This window comes from Moorena sp. SIOASIH, assembly GCF_010671925.1.
In the GTDB taxonomy this organism is placed as follows: domain Bacteria; phylum Cyanobacteriota; class Cyanobacteriia; order Cyanobacteriales; family Coleofasciculaceae; genus Moorena.
The window spans coordinates 25,303-49,269 of sequence record NZ_JAAHIH010000003.1 but is presented as its reverse complement, the minus strand read 5'-3'; the positions used below and the strand labels follow the sequence as shown (position 1 = coordinate 49,269).

Below are 23,967 nucleotides of genomic sequence, written 5' to 3'. Positions count from 1 at the left end.
TTCCCTCTTGCCTCTTCCCTCTTTTCTCTTATCTGCTCCCTGCTCCCTGCTCCCTGCTCCCTGCTCCCTGCTCCCTGCTCCCTAAAACCCAGAGATTTGTACCTCATGGGTATAAGACTTGCTATATATACCTTATAGTTTTTAAAAACGCTGTATTTAGGATTGCTATATTACTAAATCAACAAACAAATCAAAAAATAAATTTAGTTTTTAGCATTGGTACTATTATACTATTATTGTTACTGTTGTGTTCTGGAGATATAATTACAAATAGACCAGGAGTGATGGATATGTTGTCATTAATTTGGTAGCGATAAAAAGTCTCTAAGTGATAGGATACATCTGAATCTTGACGACTTTTAATATCATTTTCAGCTAGTCTAGGGGGCATTCCAAAAACGAAACCTAATTCATTGCCTTCTTTGCCTAAATCGGGAAATGCCATGGTTATCGCCCAAGTCCAAATATCAGCTTTAGCCCCCTTTGAGCCATCCAAACCACTTTGGCGGGGAGAGGATTCGGCGTTGGCATTGATATAACTAAGCCAACCCCCAAGGGTAAAACCAGGACTAAATCGATATCTCGCTTGTAAACCAAACCCATTAGCGGAGGTAGCGGTTTGATCACCAAAGGGTGCTTGGGAAAATTGACTGCCAGTACTGCCAGTGACATCAACTCCTGAGTTGGGTTCAGGAGAATAGTAATGGACATAATTCAATCCAATCCCTAAACGCTGATTTGGTGTTAAGGTTAGCTGAGTGAAAGCACCAAATTGACCATTAAATAGCCCATTACCTTCGGTGGGATTAGAGATACTAGCGGCACTACCTAAATAAGCTACACTGATTCTAATTGAGTCATTAAATTGATAACGAATAGCAGCTCCACCACCTTCAGCTAGGCGATAAACTGGGTTATGTACTCCAAAACGGGAGAGGGCTGAGACGGGATTGAGGGGGTCTGTAATCTCATCGGCTGACAGACCGGCTGCTGCAATATGAGCTTGAATGCGATCGCTAATCGGGAATCGATAATATAGTTCGGTTAAGACAAACTCCTGGTCAGTATCTGTCTCAAAGTCATAGAGAGTCATGTCTGTGCCATCAAGGGGGTTATTCAATTCAGGCACATCTGAGCTATCGATTCTAGTGCGTAACAGGTCTTTACCGGTGAAACTGGTATCAAAGGATAATAGGGCTTGACCTGTGAATGTAGTGGTGAGACTATCGTCTTGAGTAGGGCTACTGCAACAAGGGGCAGCTTTATTATCAGTGAAGTAGTCAATTAGGATAAAGTCTACTTCGCCATTGAGCTTAGTCGTGGTGGAAAACTCAGTTATTTCCACTTCAGCAGTACGAGCGGTGACAGCATCGAGGTTACCACGCAGTCGAGCTAGTTCCACGGTAAACTCTCCTTGCAAACGCTTGATTGCGTCTAGATCTTCTTTAAAGTAGGAAGATGACAAATCGGGAGCAGCAATCACCTTACTGAGCTGATCGAAACAGGTATTGAGAGCAGCAGCAAATTCATAACGGTTGAGGGGACGATTGCCACGATAGCTACTGTCAGGATATCCTGCCATGCAACTGTAGCGCTCTACGATAGATTGTAAGGCTTGGAATGCCCAATCTGTGGGCTGCACATCCGATAACTGGAATACTGATGTGACCTGAGCCATCGGATCATCGATCGGTTCGATATTGGGTTCGATATGGGGAGTTAGTTCATGGTCAAACTCTTGTGTACTTGTTGGTAATTCTGTTATTGGTGACCCTGGTAACAACTGGGAAGCAGGTGTCACCTGATCCATCACGCCCACAGAGATGGGGGGAAGTAACTCTACTGCTATGGATAATTCCTGGGCGGTTGTTGACTTTGGTTGAGATTCATTGGCTAGACCATTGGGAGTTAGTAGAAACGCTGCAGCGATCGCAGCTGGAGTTACATGGGGCAAGCTCCAAGTCAGTTTGGGCATTGGTTAGATAGTTCACTTTTCACACCGAAACTATTATATTGGCGCAAATTTCAGCAATTTGCCCAGTAGGGTGGTGCTAACAGGGGTAGTTTTTTAGATTAGGGTTAAGCGGGAAGTGTCGGAAGTGTGGGGGGAGAGGAGTTAGATATCCAACCGCTGTTGTTACACTCAAATTGATTCGAACTGGCTTATACCGATTGTCTTATGAATAACCGCTTACGTCAATTTTATCAATTTTTTTTAAATAATGTAGTCTTAGCTATAGTGGTAGGACTCTTAACTAATGCTATTGGAGCTTGGATAGCCGAATTATTAAATGATCAAGAATCGCTTAAGCAGTATAAAGCCCTTAGTATGTTGGTTTTTATACTATTTACACCCATAGCTAGTAAGTATTTATTTAAAAAATTAAATTTAGGACTGAATAAAATAGCGTCAGTTAGCTTAGTCATATTATTGATGGTAGTGGAAGCCAGTCTATTTAGCGTTCTTCCCACTAAAACAGGAAAGTTACCTGAAAACTTTGACAATTACCCAGAAATCGCCAAAGTTTTTGAAATCAAAAATATAGGTAACCCTAATAGTTTGAAGAAAGTCTCGATACATAAAGCGGAAGCAAGAGGTATAATTAGAAAATCACTGCTTCAACCTAATGAATTACACTTGTTGCTTAGTGATGTGGAATTTATCAAGTACGAAAAAAACTTAAGAAGAGTTATCGATAGAAACTATCGAGGATATATCCAATACAAGATTAATTATAAGCCTGATTGTAGTGGAAATTTTGAAATGGAATCTCAAATAGTTGACTATTCATTTAGACCTGGTAGTGGAATCTTATCCTTTGTGATAGGATTTATAGAAACAGAATATTTGGTGCCTCGACAACGAACTTATGTTATTAATATAATAGAAAAAATTATTAGAAATAACCAAGTTTTAAAAAAGCTAAAATAAATATGAATAAGCTTTTAAGCATTAATAACTAACAGCTTAACAAATTATTCAAGGGTTATGGTCTTAGGTAAATCAATTACAAAGTTCAGCCCTTGTGGAGTGACATCGGCGTTAATAGAAACACCAGCCTTAACGAGTTTATCTAGGGTTAATCCATAGGGTTTCAACTTGTTATCAACGCCCGCATCTTTAAGATAGTAAATCAAATTGACACCATCAAAATTTGCCAAACCCTTCTTGATCGCTTTAACTGTTTGATTGCGAAATAGACTTTCAAAAAGAGTCAGAGCATCAGAATACCATCCCTCTCCACGAACATTGTGGTTACGGTAAGCAACTTGTAAATCGTTATTACGTATAGCAATACCAAGACTCACATCACCACTAGGTGTTACAGAAAACAAGCGAGTACACTTCCTGCCAACACCTGGAATCTTGATGCATTCATACTTACGCAAATTGACGGTAAAGGCAAATGTTGCTCCACCATTGTCAATAGACTGAAGATTAATATCGTTGATCTTCCACTTGTTATAACGAGTATTTTTGATGTAATACCCATCATATTGATTGATAGATTTAACTAAATCTTCCCGGAATTTTTCAATTGGCAACGTTCCTCGAATTTGTGCTTTAGTTAAGTCTATCTCAATTGGAAATCCAATCTGATTGGTCAATACGTCTAGAGACTGGGCAACGAAGGGAACATTAGCATCATAAAATTGATTTTGTGCATGAAGGTAACCAGTCAAAGCGATGGTTAAACCTAAAGAGATCGAAAAAGCAGTAAAAATAGCTGCTAGATTTTTATCCAACATACATCCTATCCTTTGTCGGGATCAGCTAGTGTTTATTGGTATTTTTTAAATTACGGAGACTAAAATTAGCTGAATGCCTTTATATCACAAGCCAAGATTTTCCTGAGCTTTAATTTTTTTTTAAAATAGCAAAGGAAGAGTCAATCAATAGATGCCCATTTACTGCTCAGGCTTCGAGTTAATTTTGAGCCTAGTTATTTTCAAATACCACTATTTATTTCTCAGTCAAAGTTCAGGAGATTATGCAGTGCTTAACAAAAGTTAATAGTATAGTGAAGTATAGTTAGGGAAAGGGTAATAGACAAGAGCGGCTCTGGTAACAAAACTATGTCTTAAGCTTTACTGCGACTGCTATAACAGTAAACTTTAAACATTAAACCTTCAATATTAAACCTTCAACATTAAACCTTCAATATTAAACCTCCAACCTCCAACCTCCAACCTTGGCCTTTGGGCCACGCTACGCGAATGGCCACTAAATTTCACAAATCAGATAGGATTGGTATAAAGGTTTACTAAACCTTTATAAATTGAGATTTTTTCTTCATTTATTTTTCTAAAATTGCTTAAGTTTTTTCTTCTATAATCGCCTTGTTCGTAATAGCGGAAAGCGCTGACGAAGCTGGGCATAAGATGGCACTTTTGTGCTTATTGATGAGTATGTCAAGCCAACTTGATTAATTACAACAAAAAAACTGTACTATTAAGACAATGATGAACTTGAAATTTGACCGTATCAATATTTTGGCAATCGCAACTATTTCTCTGGGGATAAGTACCTCTTTGCTACAACCAGAAGTTGCTCAAGCAGTTGTGTTAGGAGATTCGGCAACAGTTGTGAACACTTTTGAGGACTCTGTTATTACAGGTGGAGTTCAGACTTTTTTCGGCATTTCCAGCCCTGAAACTATCACCGATGATGTCGAATTTTCTAACTTTATTGGCTTTTATGACATTGATATCAGCGACACCTCCCTCGCTCTTACCCTGGTGGATAATTCCGGTGCGACGGATCCGATTGTTCCTGCGGGTCGATTTGATCGCAATTATTTCAAGTTCGATAACAGCATCATTACCTCCGCAAGTCTGGATGGCTCAGACGAATTAAATGCATTTGCCAATGTTCAAGTTTTGGCACCAGGTTTTTCCCTGGACCCTGCTGATGTATTTGGCACCGGTATTGCTGGACCCATCGAGTTTGAGAACGGCGGTTTACTGATAGAAATTGGCGAGGGTAGTGACTTTACAAATATAGGTGTCTCTGCGAAGGTCAACTTTACAAGCAAATCTGTAAGCGAATCTATCCCAGAACCCCCAGCAACAGTTTCTGTTTTAGTGATAGCTGGGCTAATGGTTAGTGGCTCTTTTGCTCGTAAATACCGCTAATTGAGCTAGTTCGATATTGACCTCAACACAGGAGCATGTCACAAATGCCGAACATTTGTACTAAATCTCTAGCCCCCTCATGGGTTTTAGCTTGCTCTGATGGTACATAGTTCATTTGTTCTGCAACGCCAGACCTGCTCCTGTGTTGAGGTCTTGAGAGACCCAAGTTAGTCTAAACTCCAGTTAATAAAAAATAAGCATTAGGGATAGTAGAAAGGAATTATAGACATTAAAGTATAGTTAGGGAAAGGGTAATAGGTAATAGATAAGAGCGGCTCTGGTAACAAAACTATGTCTTAAGCTATTCTTCGACTGCTATAACATTCAACCTCCAACATTCAACATCCAACCTTCAACCTCCAACCTCCAACATTAAACCTCCAACCCTCAACCCTCAACCGAATAAACCCTTCCTTTCCAAGCCCCCCCCTTTCCTTGCCAATGTCGCCATGCTGAATCTATAGTCATCAGGGTATAGAGCAACCCGATCCCAGGTAAGCAAAATCCCAGCAGAGGAGAACATTGATATAGACGCAGTGTGGGTAAGTAAGCTAAAGCCATCAGTAACCATGTCACCAGAGATGCGATCGCACTCAGCCAATGTCCAGTCAAAACACTAAGGATCAAACCAATCGGGGCTACTAGATAAATTAAGGTCATTCCCATCACCGTACCTACTAATAGCCATGGGGAATACTCTAGTTGGGTAAAAGCCGTGCGAGCAATCATATTCCAGATACTGGCTAAAGAAGGATATGGTCGTAAGCTGCGGGTTGATTGACTTAGCCCTAACCAAATGCCACCAAAGCCAGGGCGTTGCTGATTGGTTTTGCTAAAGCCCCCTAAATCCCCCAAAATTGGGGGACTTTGAGAGTTTTGTACCCCCCAAAATTGGGGGGCTAGGGGGGCGAAACTTCCTGTATTACTAGATTTAACTGCTTGAGCGAGGGCGCAATCATCGATTAATGCTTGACGCACCACCTCAATCCCACCGATGCGGTTTAAGGCTTGATGGCGAATTAAAATACATCCTCCAGCGGCAGCCGCAGTAGATTTTGTGGGGTTATTGACCCAAGCAAAGGGATACAGTTTTTGAAAGAAGAACACAAAAGCAGGAATAAGTAGTCGCTCCCAAAAGTCTTGGCATCTGAGCAACACCATTAGGGAAACTAGATCCAAGTGTTCCATCTCGGCTTTGGTAACCAGTTGACGGAGATTGGCTGGATCATGCTCAATATCAGCATCAGTAAATAAAAAATAATCTGGAGCAGGGTTTTGCTGCTGCCCATGACGAATCCCTTGTTCTAAGGCCCAGAGTTTACCAGTCCAGCCAGGGGGTAACTCTTGACCGGATAATACTTCTAGTTGGAATCGTTCGGAGGATTGGTTGCTTTCCTGGGCAAGGGCTTGAGCAATGGTGCAGGTTTGATCGGTGCTTTGGTCATCCACTAGAATCACCGTCAAGCAGCCAGGGTAGTCTTGAGCTAAAAGCGATCGCAATGTCGTGGGGAGCAACTCAGCTTCATTACGAGCTGGAATTACAGCACAAACCTTGGGTAAGGATTCCCCTTGACCTAGAGACCCGGTAGGGAACGTCTCTAGAACCAGCCGTTGGTCTGCTCGCCAAAACTGACCCCGAAATCCTAGTAATCCGATCCAAATCCCTAAGGATAGAACAGTGATTCCTAATCCGATTGTATCCATTTGTATTGATACCTATTGCTAATTCTCCACTACAAGTAGCAAAATAGCGTAACCAAAGGTGCGCGCACCTTTGAATCTGGTGTGTGAAGTAGAACGGTAAAACATGCAAACCCAAGACAGGATTGTACACTCAGGGGTTACAGAAGCGATCGCAAATAGCCAAAGCTATCTACTCGCTCAGCAATATCCCGATGGTTACTGGTGGGCAGAACTAGAATCGAATGTCACCATAACGGCGGAAATTATCCTACTCCATAAAATTTGGGGAACTGACAAACAACGACCTTTACATAAAGCGGAAGCCTATCTGCGTTCTCAACAGCGGAAACACGGTGGCTGGGAACTTTTCTATGGCGATGGTGGGCATTTGAGTTGTTCGGTGGAAGCTTATATGGCACTGCGCCTTTTAGGGGTACCCGCCAGCGACTCCGCTTTGGTCCGAGCCAGGGATTTTATTCTCAAACGGGGTGGGATCAGCAAAACCCGGATTTTCACCAAATTTCATTTAGCCTTGATTGGCTGCTATAGCTGGCGCGGGATTCCCTCGATTCCCCCCTGGATAATGTTGTTTCCGCAATGGTTTCCCTTTACGATCTATGAAATGTCTAGCTGGGCAAGGGGAAGTACAGTTCCTTTATTAATTGTCTTTGACCAGAAGCCAGTATTTCAGATTCAGCCAAGCATCAATCTAGACGAGTTATATACCGAAGGAGCTGATCACGCCAAGTTTGAGCTACCGCGCAATTCCGATTGGACAGATTTATTTGTACTGCTTGATCATGGATTTAAGTTAGCAGAAGACTCGAATTTAGTTCCATTCCGGAAGCAGGGACTGGCAGCAGCGGAAAAATGGGTCTTGGAGAGGCAAGAAGCCACAGGAGACTGGGGGGGAATTATTCCAGCAATGTTGAATTCCCTGTTAGCCTTGCGTTGTCTCAACTATGATCTTGCTGATCCGGTCGTGCAACGGGGACTCGAAGCGATTGATCGGTTTGCCATTGAAACCCCTGACAGCTACCGAGTTCAAGCCTGTGTTTCCCCAGTTTGGGATACAGCTTGGGTATTGCGAGCGATGGTGGAATCTGGTTTAGAACCGGATCATCCAGCCTTAGTTCGGGGTGGAGAATGGTTGTTGCAGCAGCAAATACTAGACTATGGGGATTGGGTGGTCAAGAATCCCCAAGGGAAACCAGGAGGATGGGCCTTTGAGTTTCAAAACCGTTTCTATCCGGATTTAGATGATTCCCCAGTGGTGATTATGGCCTTGAATAGCTTGAAACTGCCTAATCAGAAACTAAAGCAGGCAGCCATGGCTCGTGGCTTGGCTTGGATAGCATCAATGCAGTGTAACCAAGGGGGTTGGGCGGCGTTTGATATTAATAATAATCAACACTGGCTCAATTCTCTGCCCTATGCTGACCTGAAAGCTATGATTGACCCTAACACAGCGGATGTCACCGCACGGGTCCTGGAAATGCTGGGTTCGTGTAATTTATCCATAGAATCCCAGCAGTTAGAGAAAGCGATCGCATTTTTGATTCAGGAACAGGAAGCCGATGGCAGCTGGTTTGGTCGTTGGGGAGTTAACTATATCTATGGCACCAGTAGTGCTCTTTCCGCCTTGTCAAAGATAGCGCCTCACACCCACCAACGTAGTATCGAACGGGGTGCGGCTTGGCTAGTTAAATGTCAAAACCTTAATGGTGGTTGGGGTGAGACCTGTCTTAGTTACGATGATCCCAGTCTTAAGGGACTAGGAATCAGTACTGCATCTCAAACTGCTTGGGCTTTAATAGGTTTAATGGCAGCAGGAGAGGCTACTGGTAACTGGGCAATGGATGCCATTGAGAAGGGAGTCAACTACTTAGTGTCAACTCAGGAGCCCGATGGCAGTTGGAATGAAACCGAGTTTACAGGCACAGGTTTTCCCAGTCATTTTTATTTGAAGTACCACTTCTATCAACAATATTTCCCCTTGTTGGCCTTGGGACGGTATCAAATGTCTGTTTCAAGTTGAAGGTTGTTGGTCAGAATGAAGAATTAAGAATGAAGAATTAAGAATGAAGAATGCAGAAGGCAGAAGGCAGAAGGCAGAAGGCAGAAGGCAGAAGGCAGAAGGCAGAATTCCCAATTCTTAATTCTTAATTCCCAATTCTTAATTCCCAATTCTTAATTCTTCATTCTTAATTTCCACGCATCCTATTTATTGCTGATGCTCAGCTAACCATACCGTCAAATCTGTGATGGTTTCAAAATCCAACAACGCCTCGCTCAACTCCTCCAATTGAGCAACAGAAAGCTTTTGGATCCCCTGTTGTAGCTGATCGTCAACATTACCAAACCGACGGGTGATCAGACGTCTAACGATTGAGTAACCTTGCTCTTGCTTTCCTTCGAGTAAACCTTCCCGTTTTCCTTCGAGTAAACCTTCCCGTTTTCCTTCGAGTAAACCTTCACGTTTTCCTTCGAGTAAACCAAGTTTATGTCCTTTTTGAATTATCTTCTGATAAATTACAGACTCTTGCATCACGTCCTCCGGAAATAATTCTGTGATCAACCGTTGGTCAAACCGCAAACCAGCTAGTAACTGGGTACAAGCGGATATGTTAGTAAAAGCTAGTGGTTCTTCAATCCTATCTACTGCTGCCGCCACTTGCTCTAATAATCTGGTTGGAGACTCACTGAATGCCAGAGTCGCAAAGGGCAATAAGGCGGGATTGGTCAAAAATAGCTCAGGGTCTTGCTCCCACATCCTGATTACTCGATAGCGATGACTGGTGTTAGTATCGACCAACTGGTTAGTATAAACTTTTTCTGAGCGAGTGAATTTCAGAAATATCACCACCTGCTCTATGGGACAGTTATACTTTTCTTTGAGTCTGACCCAATACTTGAGCATCCGCAATGGTAGGGATGGCTTGGAAGCCGGTAGGGTTTGAAATTCCCACTGCAAGATTTGATTAGGGGTTTGCAGCAGCGTCAAGGAATCGGCGTGAATCGGTTCGGTATTTAACTCAGTTTTTAACACCGATATTTCAGTCACCTCAATACCATGAAGCCACCTGACCAAATCAGCTGGATAGTTTTCGGCGAGATATTTACATATGTTATCGTATGCCAAAGTAGTTATCTGTGGTTAAGACTACCTGGCCGAGTTTACAGGATTTGGTCAAAAAAAGCGATCGCTTTTAGCGTGGCCGTAGGCCAATCGCGTTCGTGTAGGGGCTCTTTGAGAGCATCGCTTTTTTTATTGCTGATGCTCAGTCAACCATACCGTCAAATCTGTGACTGTCTCAAAATCCAACAACGCCTCGCTCAACTCCTCCAATTGAGCAACAGAAAGCTTTTCAATCCCCTGTTGTAGCTGGTCGTCAACACTACCAAAACGACGGGTCAGTTGACGTATCACGATTGAGTAACCTTCCTCTTGCCTTCCTTCGAGTAAACCTTCCCGTTTTCCTTCGAGTAAACCTTCACGTTTTCCTTCAAGTAAACCAAGTTTATGTCCTTTTTGAATGATCTTCTGATAAATTACAGACTCTTGCATCACTTCCTCCGGAAATAATTCTGTGATCAACCTTTGGTCGAACCGCAAACCAGCTAGTAACTGGGTACAAGCGGATATGTTAGTAAAAGCTAGTGGTTCTTCAATCCTATCCACTGCTGCCGCCACTTGCTCTAATAATCTTGTCGGAGATTCACTGAATGCTAAAGTGGCGAAGGGCAATAAAGCAGGATTGGCCAATAATGGTAATGGGTCTTGCTCCCACAGCCTGATTACTCGATAGCGATGACTGGTGTTAGTATCTACCAACTGATTAGTATAAGCTTTTTCTGAGCGAGTGAATTTCAGAAATATCACCACCTGGTCAATGGGACAATCATACTTTTCTTTGAGTCTGACCCAATACTTGAGCATGCGCAATGGTAGGGATGGCTTGGAAGCCGGTAGGGTTTGAAATTCCCACTGCAAGATTTGATTAGGGGTTTGCAGCAGGGTCAAGGAATCGGCGTGAATCGGTTCGGTATTTAACTCAGTTTTGAGCACCGAGATTTCAGTCACATCAATACCATGAAGCCACCTGACCAAATCCCCTGGGTAGTTTTCGGCGAGATATTTACAGATATTATCGTAAGCCAAGGTAGTTATCTATGGTTAACAGTACCTGGCCCAGTTTACAGGATTTGGTCAAAAAAACCTAAGCAACTAAGCTAGGTAGAAATATAGTCATCGAAAATTGGTTTTCTTGTAGCCCACCAATATTGGATAGTATTACCAGGCCACAAAGCAAATACTCTGCCATCTTTATTTTGATACCAACTCATACAGTTTTCTTTTGTCCACACCCTCTTTTCCATAGTTTTCCATAAATCCTGATAATAACGTCTCATTGCTTCCTCCTTCACTTCCAGAGATTTCCAGTCTTCTCTGAGCATTTTATTCAAGCAGCCAATAATATAATTAACTTGGCACTCTACCATTAAGATTACCGAGCTATGACCCAAACCAGTATTCGGTCCTAAAAGACTAAAAAAGTTAGGAAAATTGGGAACAGAAATACCAAGATACGCTTCTGGTTCGTTGCCCCATATCTCCGCTATACTCTCTCCGTTTTTACCACGTATATCTATTTTTTTGTAGGACAAAGAGTTAAATCCTGTAGCATAGATAATAGCATCAACTTTATAGTCTTTTCCTGGTTCGGTAACCAGACTATCAGTAGTTATGCTTTCTATGTTATCTGTAATCAAGGCTACATTTTTTCGGTTTAGGCTTTGATAAAAGTCGTTATTAATTAAAATTCGTTTACAACCTGGTTGATAGCTGGGCATAACCGCATCCCTTACTTGGTAGTCAGCAATTTCCTGGTGTATGCGTTTTTCCAATTGTTTTCGTAGGTACTTACTAATAAAACTTCCAGTAGTGAATAGGGAAAAACTGATTAAGTCATTACGTAAGTATAGTAATCCCCGGTGGAGTTGCATCAGAATAGGTAAATTTTTAAAATACCATTGCATCTGGGCTGAATAAGTCCGATCGTCTCGGTTAGTAATCCAGTTAGGAGTTCTTTGAAAAATGAATAGTTGTTTGACTTTTTTGGCAACTTCTGGGATAAATTGAACTGCACTGGCTGCAGTTCCTACAACTGCCACCGTTTTATCAGTTAAATCAAAGCTGTGGTTCCATCTAGCTGAGTGAAACGAGACTCCTTTGAAGGTTTCCAAGCTATTCAAATTCGGTAATTTTGGTAAATTTAAACCTCCCCAGGCACTAATCAGTATATTAGCTGTTATGGTTTCCTTCTCAGCTGTGTTAACATACCAGAGACAATTTTGGCCATTGAAATTGGCACTAATAACTTCTTGATTAAAACGGATATGGGGATAAATATTGTATTTACTTGTGCAGTGTTCTAAGTATTTAAATATTTCTGGCTGAGAGGGATAAACTTGGTTCCAATCATGTTTCATCTCAAAAGAGTAGCAATATAAATGAGCTGGAATATCACAGGCACATCCTGGGTAGTTATTATCCCGCCAAGTCCCTCCAATTTGAGATGATTTTTCTAGAATAACGAAATTTATTTTGGCTTTTTTAAGTTTAATAGCCATGCAGATACCAGACATCCCGGCACCGATAATAACTACTTGCATTTTTCCTATTTTAATAGGATACTTACTGGTAATTATTCGTTTTATTATTTAGTTCGATATTTCCCTTGATCGATAATCGACTAATAGAGATAAATAGTAACCATAAAATTTCCAAACAATGCTAGCATGAATTAATATCAATATCAAAAAAAATCATTATGGGAAGCCTTTAGCAATAATCGATATTTAGAGATAAATTTTAACCATAAACTGTTAAAAATATGTTAACATGAATTAAGTCAATATCAAAAAAAGTAATTATGGGAAGCCTTGAAGGTAAAATAACCTTAGTCACGGGTGCCAGCCGTGGTATTGGTAAAGGAATTGCGATTGGCCTTGGCGAGGCAGGTGCTACGGTATATATTACTGGTCGTAGTCTCGACAGTTCCAATGTCACAGAGGGAGTTTCCGGTAGTCTTAGGGAAACCCAATTAGCTGTGGAAGATGCTGGTGGGATTTGTATTCCGGTCATGGTAGATCATAGCGACGACCAACAAGTGCGCTTACTCTTTGAACGGATTCAAGACGAGCAGAAGGGACAACTGGATCTGCTGGTCAATAATGCCTTTTCAGGAGTGCAGGCATTGAAGGATGGATACGAAAAACCATTTTGGGAATGCGCTGAGAATCTTTGGGATCCTGTCAATGATGTCGGTCTCCGCAGCCATTATATTGCCAGTGTTTTTGCAGTTCGACTGATGATTCAGCGTCAGCAGGGGCTGATTTGCACCATCTCATCTTGGGGGGGGATGTCTTACATCTTTGGTGCCGCCTATGGAGCGGGTAAAGCCGCTTGTGATCGACTTGCTGCTGATATGGCTGTTGAACTGAAGCGATATAATGTAGCGTCCCTTTCGATTTGGCCAGGCATAGTTGGTACCGAGCATATTTCCAGTTTGGCTTTGCAAATGGCAGAAGATAAACCTGGCAATCAGCAAAGCCGACTGATCTCTCAAGGCTATAATTGGGAAACTCCCTTACTAACAGGGCGCGTTATTGCTGCCCTTGCTGCAGACCCAACTGTAATGCAGTTTACAGGCCGCGTTCGAGTTGTTGCAGAACTGGCTGAGCACTATGGGATCATAGATCAAGACGGGTTACGTCCGGTATCACTACGCTCTCTACGTTTTATAGCTCCAATGTTTTGGCCACCATTAATAAAATATGCGTCGCTGATACCTAACATTAATGTACCCTGGTTTTTATTACTATGGGGAATTCTCCAATCTCCTAAAATTTAACCGATAGCAAAAATTGAGAACAATTAGATGAGCAATCTCCATGGAGCTGTTGTACTGATAACCGGTGCTGGCGGTGGATTCGGTCAGGAACTGACTCGGCAATTATTAGAAGCTGGTAGCCGTTTGATCCTCACTGATCTTGATGAAACTCTTCTTAAAGAGCGTGCCGAGGCTATTCAACGGCAGGTTAAAACTGGGGATATACTTGCTCTTCTCGGGATTAATCTTTCTGAACGTGACGGATGCGAAACCCTTTATCAGCAGGTTAAAGACCTGGGAATACCAATCGATATTTTGATCAACAATGCTGGCATTGGGCTTTTTGGTCGCATGGACGAAGTGCCTGCGGAAAAATGGGAAAGGCTGATGCAGGTAAATCTGCTGGCACCAATGCGATTAAGTTCTCTATTTGCCGCCGATATGATTAGGCGTCGCCAAGGTCACATCGTTAATATTTCCTCTGCTGCTGGCTGGATAGCACCGGCGGGAATGGCCCATTATACTGCTAGTAAATTCGGCTTGCGAGGATTCAGCGAAGGGCTTTTAAATGAAGTTAAAATTTATAACGTCAAGGTTACAGCTGTTTATCCCTTTTTCAGCCGTACCCCCATTCTCCAGTCGGAACAGTATGGAACCCTTGCCAAAGAAAATCAGGGGTTGCCTGACTTTATAATAACTGATCCGGCTAAGGTCATCGGCGAAACGATTAAAGCAATCATTGATAATAAACCTCAGATTTTTCCTGATCGAATAGCAAAAAGTATCTCAGTTATTAAACGTTTTTTTCCCCAATTATTAAACTTGATTTTTAATGGGTTCAATCGGAAGCCAAAAGCCGATTTATAGCATTTATATAGCAAAGGTAACAGGGCACAGGGAACAGGAAACAGGCAGTAGGGAATAGGCACAAGCAAGGGCTGGGTTTGGCGAGAAGCCCACACTTAAAAGAGGTGCGACCCGTGGGGAATTTAATTCTTAATGGGTCAAGCGCACCTAGGTAGGAAGTGTGGGAGCATGCCAGTGAGCTTGGATGTGTACGCATCCTGTTTATTGCTGATGGGATGCCAACCACACAGCTACATCTGTGACGGTCTCAAAATCCAACAGCGCCTCGCTCAACTCCTCCAATTGAGCAACAGAAAGCTTTTGGATCCCCTGTTGTAGCTGGTCGTCAACATTTCCAAACCGACGGGTCAGTTGACGTATAACTATTGAGTAACCTTCCTCTTGTTTTCCTTCGAGTAAACCTTCACGTTTTCCTTCGAGTAAACCTTCGCGTTTTCCTTCAAGTAAACCCAGTTGATGTCCTTTTTGAATTATCTTCTGATAAATTACAGACTCTTGCATCACTTCCTCCGGAAATAATTCTGTGATCAACCTTTGGTCAAACCGCAAACCAGCTAGTAACTGGGTACAAGCGGAGATGTTAGTAAAAGCTAGTGGTTCTTCAATCCTATCTACTGCTGCCGCCACTTGCTCTAATAATTGTTTAGGAGATTCACTGAATGCTAAAGTGGCAAAGGGCAATAAGGCGGGATTGGCCAAAAATTGCTCAGGGTCTTGCTCCCACATCCTGATTACTCGATAGCGATGACTGGTGTTAGTCTCCAGCAACTGGTTAGTATAAACTTTTTCTGAGCGAGTGAATTTCAGAAATATCACTACCTGCTCTATGGGACAGTTATACTTTTCTTTGAGTCTGACCCAATACTTGAGCATGCGCAATGGTAGGGATGGCTTGGAAGCTGGTAGGGTTTGAAATTCCCACTGTAGGATTTGATTAGCGGTTTGCAGCAGGGTCAAGGAATCGGCGTGAATCGGTTCAGTATTTAACTCAGTTTTGAGCACCGAGATTTCAGTAACTTCAATACCATGAAGCCACCTGACCAAATCAGCTGGGTAGTTTTCGGCGAGATATTTACAAATATTATCGTAAGCCAAAGTAGTTATCTGTGGTTAAGACTACCTGGCCCAGTTTACAGGATTTGGTTAAAAAAAGCGTAGGCATTTTTTATTGCTGATGCTCAGTCAACCATACCGTCAAATCTGTGATGGTCTCAAAATCCAACAGCGCCTCGCTCAACTCCTCCAATTGAACAACAGAAAGCTTTTTAATCCTCTCAAGTAGCTGCTCCTCAACATTACCAAACCTACGGGTAATCAGACGTCTAAGGATTGAGTACCCTTCCTCTTGCCTTCCTTCACGTTTTCCTTCCAGTAAACCTTCGCGTTTTCCTTCGAGTTTTCCTTCGCGTTTTCCTTCCAGTAAACCCAGTTGATGTCCTTTTTGAATTATCTTCTGATAAATTACAGACTCTTGCATCACTTCCTCCGGAAATAATTCTCCTATCAACCCTTTGTCGAACCGCAAACCAGCTAGTAACTGGGTACAAGCGGAGATGTTAGTAAAAGCTAGTGGTTCTTCAATCCTATCCACTTCTGCCGCCACTTGCTCTAATAATTGTTTAGGAGATTCACTGAATGCTAAAGTGGCAAAAGGCAATAAGGCGGGATTGGCCAAAAATTGCTCAGGGTCTTGCTCCCACATCCTGATTACTCGATAGCCATGGCTGCTGGTGTTACCCTCCAGCAACTGGTTAGTATAAGCTTTAGATGAGGTGGTGAACTTCAGAAATATCACTACCTGCTCAACGGGACAGTTATACTTTTCCTTGAGTCTGACCCAATACTTGAGCATTCGCAATGGTAGGGATGGCTTGGAAGCTGGCAGGGTTTGAAATTCCCACTGTAGGATTTGATTAGCGGTTTGCAGCAGGGTCAAGGAATCGGCGTGAATCGGTTCAGTATTTAACTCAGTTTTGAGCACCGAGATTTCAGTAACTTCAATACCATGAAGCCACCTGACCAAATCAGCTGGGTAGTTTTCGGCGAGATATTTACAAATATTATCGTAAGCCAAAGTAGTTATCTGTGGTTAAGACTACCTGGCCCAGTTTACAGGATTTGGTTAAAAAAAGCGTAGGCATTTTTTATTGCTGATGCTCAGTCAACCATACCGTCAAATCTGTGATGGTCTCAAAATCCAACAGCGCCTCGCTCAACTCCTCCAATTGAGCAACAGAAAGCTTTTGAATCCCCTCAAGTAGCTGATCCTCAACATTACCAAACCGACGGGTCAGTTGACGTATAACGATCGCGTACCCTTCCTCTTGCCTTCCTTCCAGTAAACCTTCGCGTTTTCCTTCGAGTAAACCCAGTTGATGTCCTTTTTGAATTATCTTCTGATAAATTACAGACTCTTGCATCACTTCCTCCGGAAATAATTCTCCTATCAACCCTTTGTCGAACCGCAAACCAGCTAGTAACTGGGTACAAGCGGATATGTTAGTAAAAGCTAGTGGTTCTTCAATCCTATCCACTGCTGCCGCCACTTGCTCTAATAATCGTTTAGGAGACTCACTGAATGCTAAAGTGGCAAAAGGCAATAAGGCGGGATTGGCCAAAAATTGCTCAGGGTCTTGCTCCCACATCCTGATTACTCGATAGCCATGGCTGGTGTTACCCTCCAGCAACTGGTTAGTATAAGCTTTAGATGAGGTGGTGAACTTGAGAAATATCACTACCTGCTCTATGGGACAGTTATACTTTTCTTTGAGTCTGACCCAATACTTGAGCATGCGCAATGGTAGGGATGGCTTGGAAGCTGGCAGGGTTTGAAATTCCCACTGCAATATTTGATTTGCCGTTTGCAGCAGCGTCAAGGAATCGGCGTGAATCGGTTCGGTATTTAACTCAGTTTTCAAAACCGATATTTCAGTCACATCAATACCATGAATCCACCTGACCAAATCAGCTGGGTAGTTTTCGGCGAGATATTTACAGATATTATCGTATGCCAAGGTAGTTATCTATGGTTAACAGTACCTGGCCAAGTTTACCGGGTTTGGTCGAAAAAAGCTTACGCGATTAGGCTTTTGGCTTCCCCCTGTGATCAAAATCTGCTCCAATCACCAATTCTCTTTTTCCCAACACTATCGACGGCGCTGTTGCAATTTCCGATAAACATCCGGTACATCAACCTGATGGTAAGCCATAGCAACTAGGGTGTGATAGAGCAAGTCCGCTACTTCAGATGCGATCGCATCCGGGTCATCATCCTTACACGCCATTACCACTTCTGCCGCTTCTTCCCCAATTTTTTTAAGAATCTTATTATCCCCACCGTTCAACAACTTACAGGTATAGGACCCTTCTACGGGATGGTCACGGCGATCGCAAATTATCTCAAACAACTGAGACAAGGTATCTGCTGGAGGGTCTACTTTCTTAGCCCCCACTCGATGGAAACAGCTACGCTCACCGGTATGGCAGGCAATATCACCAATTTGTTCCGCCGTCACCAGTAAAGCATCACTGTCACAGTCGTAGCGGATAGATTTTATCTTTTGTAAATGCCCAGATGTAGCACCCTTGTGCCACAATTCCTGACGAGAGCGACTCCAAAACCAGGTTTCTCCTGTATCGAGGGTTTTTTGCAATGACTCCCGATTCATCCAAGCCATCATTAGTACCGTACCATCTAGGTAATCTTGGACAATGGCTGGCACTAGTCCTTGATCGTTGTAGCGAATTTGGTCAACTGGGATAGCTTGGTTAATCGAAGTCGGTTCAGATACTGACATAGTTTTAGGGCAACAGATTGAAACACCCAGCGGGTCAAACAGCTTTAATGAGATACACCCTACAAGATACCACCCCTGACATCCAATTGATCACTAAATCTGCATTCTTTCTTTACAAAGTTAAAAGGGATCTGGCTCCATAGGATAATAATCTCTTGTCCAGTATTGCCCCTGAGCCGAAGTTCCCTGAGCCGAAGTTCCCTATTGCCCTGTTTAAGGGGGGTAATGGGGTGATCGCCTTTTCCCTTATTTTCAACTAACCCGTACACTATTAATATTAGGAGACTATTTTGGTTAGCACTACCTCGTTTAAAACCACCAAATCACAAGAAATTTTCAGCGCTGCCCAGGAGCTAATGCCAGGAGGGGTCAGCTCCCCAGTCAGAGCCTTTAAATCAGTAGGGGGAGAACCGATTGTATTTGACCGAGTTGAAGGAGCATACATCTGGGATGTAGATGGAAACCAATACATTGACTATGTAGGTACCTGGGGACCAGCCATTTGCGGTCATGCTCATCCGGAAGTTATTGGGGCATTGCACGAGGCTCTAGACAAGGGTACCAGTTTTGGAGCTCCCTCCGCTCTAGAAAACGTGCTAGCAGAAATGGTGATTGACGCCGTTCCTAGTATTAAAATGGTGCGGTTTGTTAATTCTGGCACCGAAGCCTGTATGGCAGTGCTGCGCCTGATGCGTGCCTTCACAGGACGGGACAAAATTATCAAATTTTCCGGCTGCTACCATGGTCACGCTGATATGCTGCTGGTACAAGCTGGTTCTGGAGTGGCTACTCTAGGTTTACCGGATTCCCCTGGTGTTCCTAAGTCGGCCACTGCTAATACTTTAACCGCTACCTATAATGACCTAGAGGCCGTTAAAGCTTTATTTGAACAATATCCCAATGAGATTGCTGGGGTCATCCTAGAACCTGTGGTGGGGAATTCTGGTTTCATCACTCCTGTACCTGGTTTTCTTGAAGGCTTGCGGGAAGTGACTCAAAACCATGGTGCTTTACTGGTGTTTGATGAAGTCATGACTGGCTTCCGGATTGCCTACGGTGGTGCTCAGGAAAAATTTGGCATCACTCCTGACTTGACTACCCTAGGGAAAATTATCGGTGGTGGTTTGCCCGTGGGAGCCTATGGCGGACGAAAGGATATCATGTCCATGGTGGCACCAGCAGGGCCAATGTATCAAGCCGGAACCCTTTCTGGGAATCCTCTAGCCATGACAGCAGGCATTAAAACCCTGGAGTTACTGAAGAAACCGGGTACCTATGAACAGCTAGATAGTATTACTAAAAAGCTCTCCGAGGGATTACTGCAAATTGCTAAAGATGCTGGTCATGCCACTACTGGTGGTTACATCAGCGCTATGTTTGGCATGTTCTTTACTGGTGTTCCTGTTCACAACTTCGATGATGCCAAAACCTCTGATTTAGCCAAATTCACTCCTTTCCATCGGGGCATGTTAGAGCGTGGGATCTACCTAGCACCCTCACAGTTTGAAGCAGGATTTACTTCCCTAGCTCACACCGAGGAGGATATTGACCGCACATTAGCAGCAGCTAAGGAAGTCATCTCTGGTATCAAGCCATAGTAGTCTAGAGTTTAAGCATTCAGCTATCAGCTATCAGCTATCAGCTATCAGCTATCAGCTATCAGCTTATGCCTCCCAGCGTCGAAGCCTGTGCCACACTACTTGATGTGCTTTTGAATAAAATAAGCTGACAGCTGACGGCTGACAGCTGACGGCTGACGGCTGACGGCTGACGGCTGACGGCTGATAGCTGAATGCTTACTTAGCGATAGTTAGTAAATTGCAAAGCAATCGGCAAATCTTCTTGCTTCAACCGCTGGATGATATCTTGTAAGTCATCCTTAGATTTGCTAGATACTCTAACTGAATCACCTTGAATCGAGGCTTGTACTTTTTTAAATTCATCTCGAATCAATTTGGTGATTTTTTTACTATATTCTTGGCTAATGCCTTTTTTTAGCGTGATTTCTTGGCGGACACGATTACCACTAGCTGATTCTACTTTACCATAGTCGAAGATTTTTTGCGAAAGTTCCCGTTTCGCGGCTTTGGTACGAATAACAGTATGCACAGCATCTAGGGTGAATTCACTATCAGTATTGATGGTGATAGATTCTTCTCCTAATTCAACAGTGGTTTTAGTATCTTTGAGGTCGTAACGACTTTTGATTTCACGAATAGTTTGATCCACAGCATTGACCAACTCTTGTCGATCAAAGTCACTAACAATATCAAAAGAATAGGTACTAGCCATAATTAATAACGGTCAGCGGTAGGCCGTGAGCAATAGTGACTCACTATCTAACAGCTTAAAACCAAAATGGAAATTTGTTGCACCCTATACAAAATTTTTAAACCTATTGATATCAAGCCCGGTAGCATCAGTCTTGAATAAGCCCATAAGTCTTGGGGAGGTGGCTCAACCTGGTGGCTCTCAAGACAAATGACCAACAACCAAAACTATCAAGGCCCGAAGCAAGTGGACTTGATCTGGTCTAGCCACTGACGCTGCTTAGACTCAGAACAAACAGAGTACCAGTGGAAAGAGAGCCGATGCCAAACATCAGCGATCGCCCCAAGGGAATATCGAGAATGTAAAACACCGAGTAGAAGACTCGGGCAATTACAAATGCGATCGCACACCCGATGGCGAGGGTTGAATTCTGACCCGTTATATAGGCCATCAAAGCGGCTGCGCTAAATACAATAAAGGTTTCAAAGGAGTTCTGATGTGCCCAATTCGCTCGTTGGGCATAGGGCGGTAGCTTATCAAACATGGCGCGAGGGGCACTCTTGTCATAGCCTAGTTTGAAACGGCTGTAGCCAACTACCAGAAATGGTAGATAGATTAAAACCGTTGCCCCCACAATACAGTAAAGTAAAATTCCCGAACCGGATAGATGCATAGTCTAGCTCACACTAATCAAAATTAATCAAAATTAATTACAATTAATCAAAATAGAACAGAGTAACAACCTTGCTTTGCTGTTCCGCCTCCTTACAGGTGTTCAGGAGGGTACGGCTATCATGGAATGCGAAACAAATCAACTGCTGACACCGGGCAACAATTTCGGCATTACACAAGGCACTAGCTTCAGCGAGAGACAAGGTATCATTTTGGGGGTTTTCCACCAAATGCATTACCTTCTCCAAGTATTTTCGGGATTCCAGTGGTTGTCGCTGAAGACTTTGGGGCAAAATTACCGTTAGCAATGAGGGATCGGCTCGCATAGCACCTCGAATGGCAGCTAAGTTGGTTCCAGTGGCACCAGAGGTAATCAGACGATTACCGGCTTGCACTAAGGCATAGCTCATCATCTCAATTAGATTCTGATGGGTGATCGGAACGTGACGTGAACCCAACAAGGCAATTCGCTTAGAACCAGTTTGCTGTATGGCTGCGAGTTCCTGGGCTAATGTATCGATACTGGCGGTCTCTATTGGTTGACTCAAAGATAAAGATGCTGGTAAAGGCTGAACGACCAGGATATTTTAGCAGAACTAATCTGTCATGTCCTCCTTCAAAAGAATTTGAAGGAAAGGCAAGAGGCAAGAGGCAAGAGGAACCCACCCCTAACCCCGACCAGGAGGGGAAGGCAAGAGGAACCCACCCCTAACCCCCTCACAGGGGTAGGTTTTTTACATTTGGGTCGGGAGTCGGGAATCGGGAGTCGGGAATCGGGAGTCGGGAATCGGGAAAAGCGGGAAATGGGGAGAATTATCCCGGAAATAATTGTGTATTTTAATACATATTTTTAGGAATTTATACTTAATAAAAGTACATACTCGCCCCTTTGTAAAAAACCTACCCTTGTAAGCCCCTAACCCCTCCCAGGAGGGGAAGGCAAGAGGCAAGAGGCAAGCTAGCAATAGGCAAGCTAGCAATAGGCAATTTCCCTCAAAGGTTGCTGAGAATTGCTATATTGTAAATGTGTGGTATAATAATAAATGGTTTGGACGCATAGCTCAGTTGGTTAGAGCACCACGTTGACATCGTGGGGGTCACTGGTTCGAGTCCAGTTGTGTCCATATTTCTTTAACTCCCCATATCCCCATCTCCCCACACTCCCTATCTCCCCATCTCCCCACACTCCTTACTCTACCGAGACTCCCAGGCTCGCATTTTACCGGGATTCATCAATCCATAGGGATCAACTATTTCCTTAAACCGCAACTGTTCTATATCAACGGTTTTCATACCCCCATCTTCTAAGATGTAGGTGTGGGGATTAGCAATCATAGCGCCATACTCTTCGTGATAGCGAATAATCTCATTTAAACGGTCTTCAGAACTATACCGAACGATTTGTAGTCCCACTGGTATGAGTTGTCCTGCCACTCGCATGAATTCTAAATGCATGATCACTTCATCCCCAAAGTGCTGATAAAAATGCTCCACCTGTTCCAGATTCACAAATGAGGTTTGTAAATAGGTGAGGCTGGGATCAACACTACGGGCGTGTAAGGTGGTATGATTCCAGGTGAACTCTGCTAGGCTGACTCCCTTACTGGCTTCTAGGGCAGTCTTCTGGTAAGTGACTTCTCCACCATACTCCCGAACTAAATCCTGGAATGGTTCTAGGGAAGATTCTGCGATCATCAGCAAGGCACAGTGCTTAGCTTCGGGAAGGTAGTTGCTGAGAGCGGCAAAGTAGGATGGAATTGGCCAAGCGTGAATGCTAATCAGTTTCTTAATCAAGCCATCGGCATCACCTAAGGCTTGACCAAATCTCGCAGCAGTCATAAAGTCATCAAAGACTACAATCACTTCAGCCCAAGGATAAACTGGCCCTAGGGGTATTTCTAATTCAGTGATAATGCCATTGGTGCCATAGGCGTGATTGACCTTCTGTACCTGATCTGACCGTAATTCGATCACACGGGGCTGGTCTTCGAGGGTGACCACTTGCACAGCATGAAGATTTCCGCGATCGCGTAATACTCCATAAGTAATGGAACCAATGCCGCCACTCCCGCCACCAATAAACCCACCAATAGTAGCGGTACGATAGGTAGAGGGAGCCATGCGCAATTCCCAGCCAATTTTATGAGCTTCTTTGTCAAAGGCGGCTAGCTTGACCCCAGGCTGAACAGAGGCTAAACCCGGTTTAATCCAGTTAATCTGATTCAGGCGAGTAGTATCAAGAATCAGACCACCGTTGAGGGGGATACACTGACCATAATTACCAGTGCCTGAGCCTCTTACGGTTAGGGGAGCTTTGTACTTAACGCAAACCCTAGCTATTTCCAGGACTTCCGCCACCGTAGTGGGACGAACTACCATATCCCCCCGTTTATCCTTAAGCTGGGATTCCAGTACGGGACTGAAGTGGTAGTAGTCTAGGGATAATTTAGCGACTTGGGTCGGGTCATTAATAATTTCTATTTCGGTAAGTTCCGAGGCTAGGGAATTCCAGTCAATAGCTTGTGGGGTTGTCATCACAGGTTTGGGGCGGGGGCGCGGGGCGGGGGCGCGGGGAGTGTGGGAAATTTTTATTAAGGGTAATTATCTTGACATCATATCAGATCAAGTTGCTTGATATTGAAAAA

21 protein-coding genes and 1 tRNA gene are annotated in these 23,967 nt (G+C 43.4%); 7 read left to right on the top strand and 15 right to left on the bottom strand.

Annotation, left to right across the window (positions count from 1 at the left end; all coding sequences use genetic code 11):
* Positions 1–190 precede the first annotated feature (190 nt).
* Positions 191–1,975: an iron uptake porin gene (locus tag F6J90_RS15310; protein WP_293095027.1), complete on the bottom strand. Its 1,785-nt coding sequence runs from the start codon at positions 1,973–1,975 to the stop codon at positions 191–193.
* 204 nt (positions 1,976–2,179) lie between these two features.
* On the opposite strand from F6J90_RS15310, the gene F6J90_RS15305 reads away from it, so the two are divergent.
* Complete coding sequence (locus tag F6J90_RS15305) at positions 2,180–2,932, top strand: hypothetical protein (protein WP_293095025.1); 753 nt, start codon at positions 2,180–2,182, stop codon at positions 2,930–2,932.
* 44 nt (positions 2,933–2,976) lie between these two features.
* On the opposite strand, the gene F6J90_RS15300 is transcribed toward F6J90_RS15305, so the two are convergent.
* Entirely contained in the window at positions 2,977–3,750 is a 774-nt protein-coding gene (locus tag F6J90_RS15300) for a hypothetical protein (RefSeq protein ID WP_293095024.1), read from the bottom strand.
* 720 nt (positions 3,751–4,470) lie between these two features.
* Between F6J90_RS15300 and F6J90_RS15295 the strand changes: the two genes are divergently transcribed.
* Positions 4,471–5,136 (top strand): hypothetical protein, encoded by a 666-nt coding sequence (locus tag F6J90_RS15295; RefSeq protein ID WP_293095022.1) that lies wholly within the window; start codon positions 4,471–4,473, stop codon positions 5,134–5,136.
* A 387-nt stretch (positions 5,137–5,523) separates the two neighbouring features.
* Here F6J90_RS15295 and F6J90_RS15290 read toward each other — a convergent pair whose 3' ends face one another.
* Entirely contained in the window at positions 5,524–6,840 is a 1,317-nt protein-coding gene (locus tag F6J90_RS15290; RefSeq protein ID WP_293095020.1) for a glycosyltransferase, read from the bottom strand.
* Between the two features lie 103 nt (positions 6,841–6,943).
* Here F6J90_RS15290 and shc point away from each other — a divergent pair, with 103 nt between their 5' ends.
* Entirely contained in the window at positions 6,944–8,857 is a 1,914-nt protein-coding gene (gene shc, locus F6J90_RS15285; RefSeq protein ID WP_293095017.1) for a squalene--hopene cyclase, read from the top strand.
* A gap of 186 nt (positions 8,858–9,043) precedes the next feature.
* On the opposite strand, the gene F6J90_RS15280 is transcribed toward shc, so the two are convergent.
* The 3 genes from F6J90_RS15280 to F6J90_RS15270 all read right to left on the bottom strand — a co-directional run bounded on the left by F6J90_RS15280 (position 9,044) and on the right by F6J90_RS15270 (position 12,495).
* Positions 9,044–9,961 (bottom strand): DUF4351 domain-containing protein, encoded by a 918-nt coding sequence (locus F6J90_RS15280; RefSeq protein ID WP_293095014.1) that lies wholly within the window; start codon positions 9,959–9,961, stop codon positions 9,044–9,046.
* 126 nt (positions 9,962–10,087) lie between these two features.
* Positions 10,088–10,981, bottom strand: coding sequence for a DUF4351 domain-containing protein (locus F6J90_RS15275; RefSeq protein ID WP_293095011.1), 894 nt, complete (start codon positions 10,979–10,981; stop codon positions 10,088–10,090).
* Between the two features lie 71 nt (positions 10,982–11,052).
* Positions 11,053–12,495 carry an NAD(P)/FAD-dependent oxidoreductase gene (locus tag F6J90_RS15270; protein ID WP_293095008.1) on the bottom strand — a complete coding sequence of 481 codons (1,443 nt, stop codon included), beginning with the start codon at positions 12,493–12,495 and terminating at the stop codon, positions 11,053–11,055.
* Between the two features lie 260 nt (positions 12,496–12,755).
* Here F6J90_RS15270 and F6J90_RS15265 point away from each other — a divergent pair, with 260 nt between their 5' ends.
* Positions 12,756–13,736, top strand: coding sequence for an SDR family NAD(P)-dependent oxidoreductase (locus F6J90_RS15265; RefSeq protein WP_293095005.1), 981 nt, complete (start codon positions 12,756–12,758; stop codon positions 13,734–13,736).
* Positions 13,737–13,763: 27 nt separating this feature from the next.
* Positions 13,764–14,582 (top strand): SDR family NAD(P)-dependent oxidoreductase, encoded by an 819-nt coding sequence (locus F6J90_RS15260; protein ID WP_293095002.1) that lies wholly within the window; start codon positions 13,764–13,766, stop codon positions 14,580–14,582.
* A 201-nt stretch (positions 14,583–14,783) separates the two neighbouring features.
* Here F6J90_RS15260 and F6J90_RS15255 read toward each other — a convergent pair whose 3' ends face one another.
* The 4 genes from F6J90_RS15255 to hisIE all read right to left on the bottom strand — a co-directional run bounded on the left by F6J90_RS15255 (position 14,784) and on the right by hisIE (position 18,379).
* Positions 14,784–15,677: a DUF4351 domain-containing protein gene (locus F6J90_RS15255; protein ID WP_293094999.1), complete on the bottom strand. Its 894-nt coding sequence runs from the start codon at positions 15,675–15,677 to the stop codon at positions 14,784–14,786.
* A 70-nt stretch (positions 15,678–15,747) separates the two neighbouring features.
* The gene (locus F6J90_RS15250) at positions 15,748–16,656 is read right to left on the bottom strand and encodes a DUF4351 domain-containing protein (protein WP_293094996.1); all 909 of its coding nucleotides are present in this window, start codon (positions 16,654–16,656) and stop codon (positions 15,748–15,750) included.
* A gap of 70 nt (positions 16,657–16,726) precedes the next feature.
* Complete coding sequence (locus F6J90_RS15245) at positions 16,727–17,596, bottom strand: DUF4351 domain-containing protein (protein WP_293094993.1); 870 nt, start codon at positions 17,594–17,596, stop codon at positions 16,727–16,729.
* Between the two features lie 132 nt (positions 17,597–17,728).
* Positions 17,729–18,379, bottom strand: a complete 651-nt coding sequence (hisIE, locus tag F6J90_RS15240) for a bifunctional phosphoribosyl-AMP cyclohydrolase/phosphoribosyl-ATP diphosphatase HisIE (protein WP_293094991.1) — start codon at positions 18,377–18,379, stop codon at positions 17,729–17,731.
* A gap of 290 nt (positions 18,380–18,669) precedes the next feature.
* On the opposite strand from hisIE, the gene hemL reads away from it, so the two are divergent.
* On the top strand, positions 18,670–19,977 hold the full coding sequence (gene hemL / locus F6J90_RS15235) for a glutamate-1-semialdehyde 2,1-aminomutase (RefSeq protein WP_293094989.1): 1,308 nt from the start codon (positions 18,670–18,672) through the stop codon (positions 19,975–19,977).
* Positions 19,978–20,179: 202 nt separating this feature from the next.
* On the opposite strand, the gene F6J90_RS15230 is transcribed toward hemL, so the two are convergent.
* From F6J90_RS15230 to F6J90_RS15215, 4 genes are all read right to left on the bottom strand, one after another.
* Positions 20,180–20,671: a YajQ family cyclic di-GMP-binding protein gene (locus F6J90_RS15230; RefSeq protein WP_293019468.1), complete on the bottom strand. Its 492-nt coding sequence runs from the start codon at positions 20,669–20,671 to the stop codon at positions 20,180–20,182.
* Between the two features lie 241 nt (positions 20,672–20,912).
* Positions 20,913–21,323 (bottom strand): MAPEG family protein, encoded by a 411-nt coding sequence (locus F6J90_RS15225; protein ID WP_293094987.1) that lies wholly within the window; start codon positions 21,321–21,323, stop codon positions 20,913–20,915.
* A gap of 43 nt (positions 21,324–21,366) precedes the next feature.
* Complete coding sequence (locus F6J90_RS15220) at positions 21,367–21,870, bottom strand: DNA recombination-mediator protein A (protein WP_293094985.1); 504 nt, start codon at positions 21,868–21,870, stop codon at positions 21,367–21,369.
* Positions 21,871–22,056: 186 nt separating this feature from the next.
* Entirely contained in the window at positions 22,057–22,302 is a 246-nt protein-coding gene (locus tag F6J90_RS15215) for a hypothetical protein (protein WP_293094983.1), read from the bottom strand.
* Between the two features lie 70 nt (positions 22,303–22,372).
* Here F6J90_RS15215 and F6J90_RS15210 point away from each other — a divergent pair.
* Positions 22,373–22,446 (top strand) — tRNA-Val (locus tag F6J90_RS15210).
* Positions 22,447–22,516: 70 nt separating this feature from the next.
* Here F6J90_RS15210 and F6J90_RS15205 read toward each other — a convergent pair.
* Positions 22,517–23,857, bottom strand: a complete 1,341-nt coding sequence (locus F6J90_RS15205) for an FAD-binding oxidoreductase (RefSeq protein ID WP_293094981.1) — start codon at positions 23,855–23,857, stop codon at positions 22,517–22,519.
* Positions 23,858–23,967: the final 110 nt, after the last annotated feature.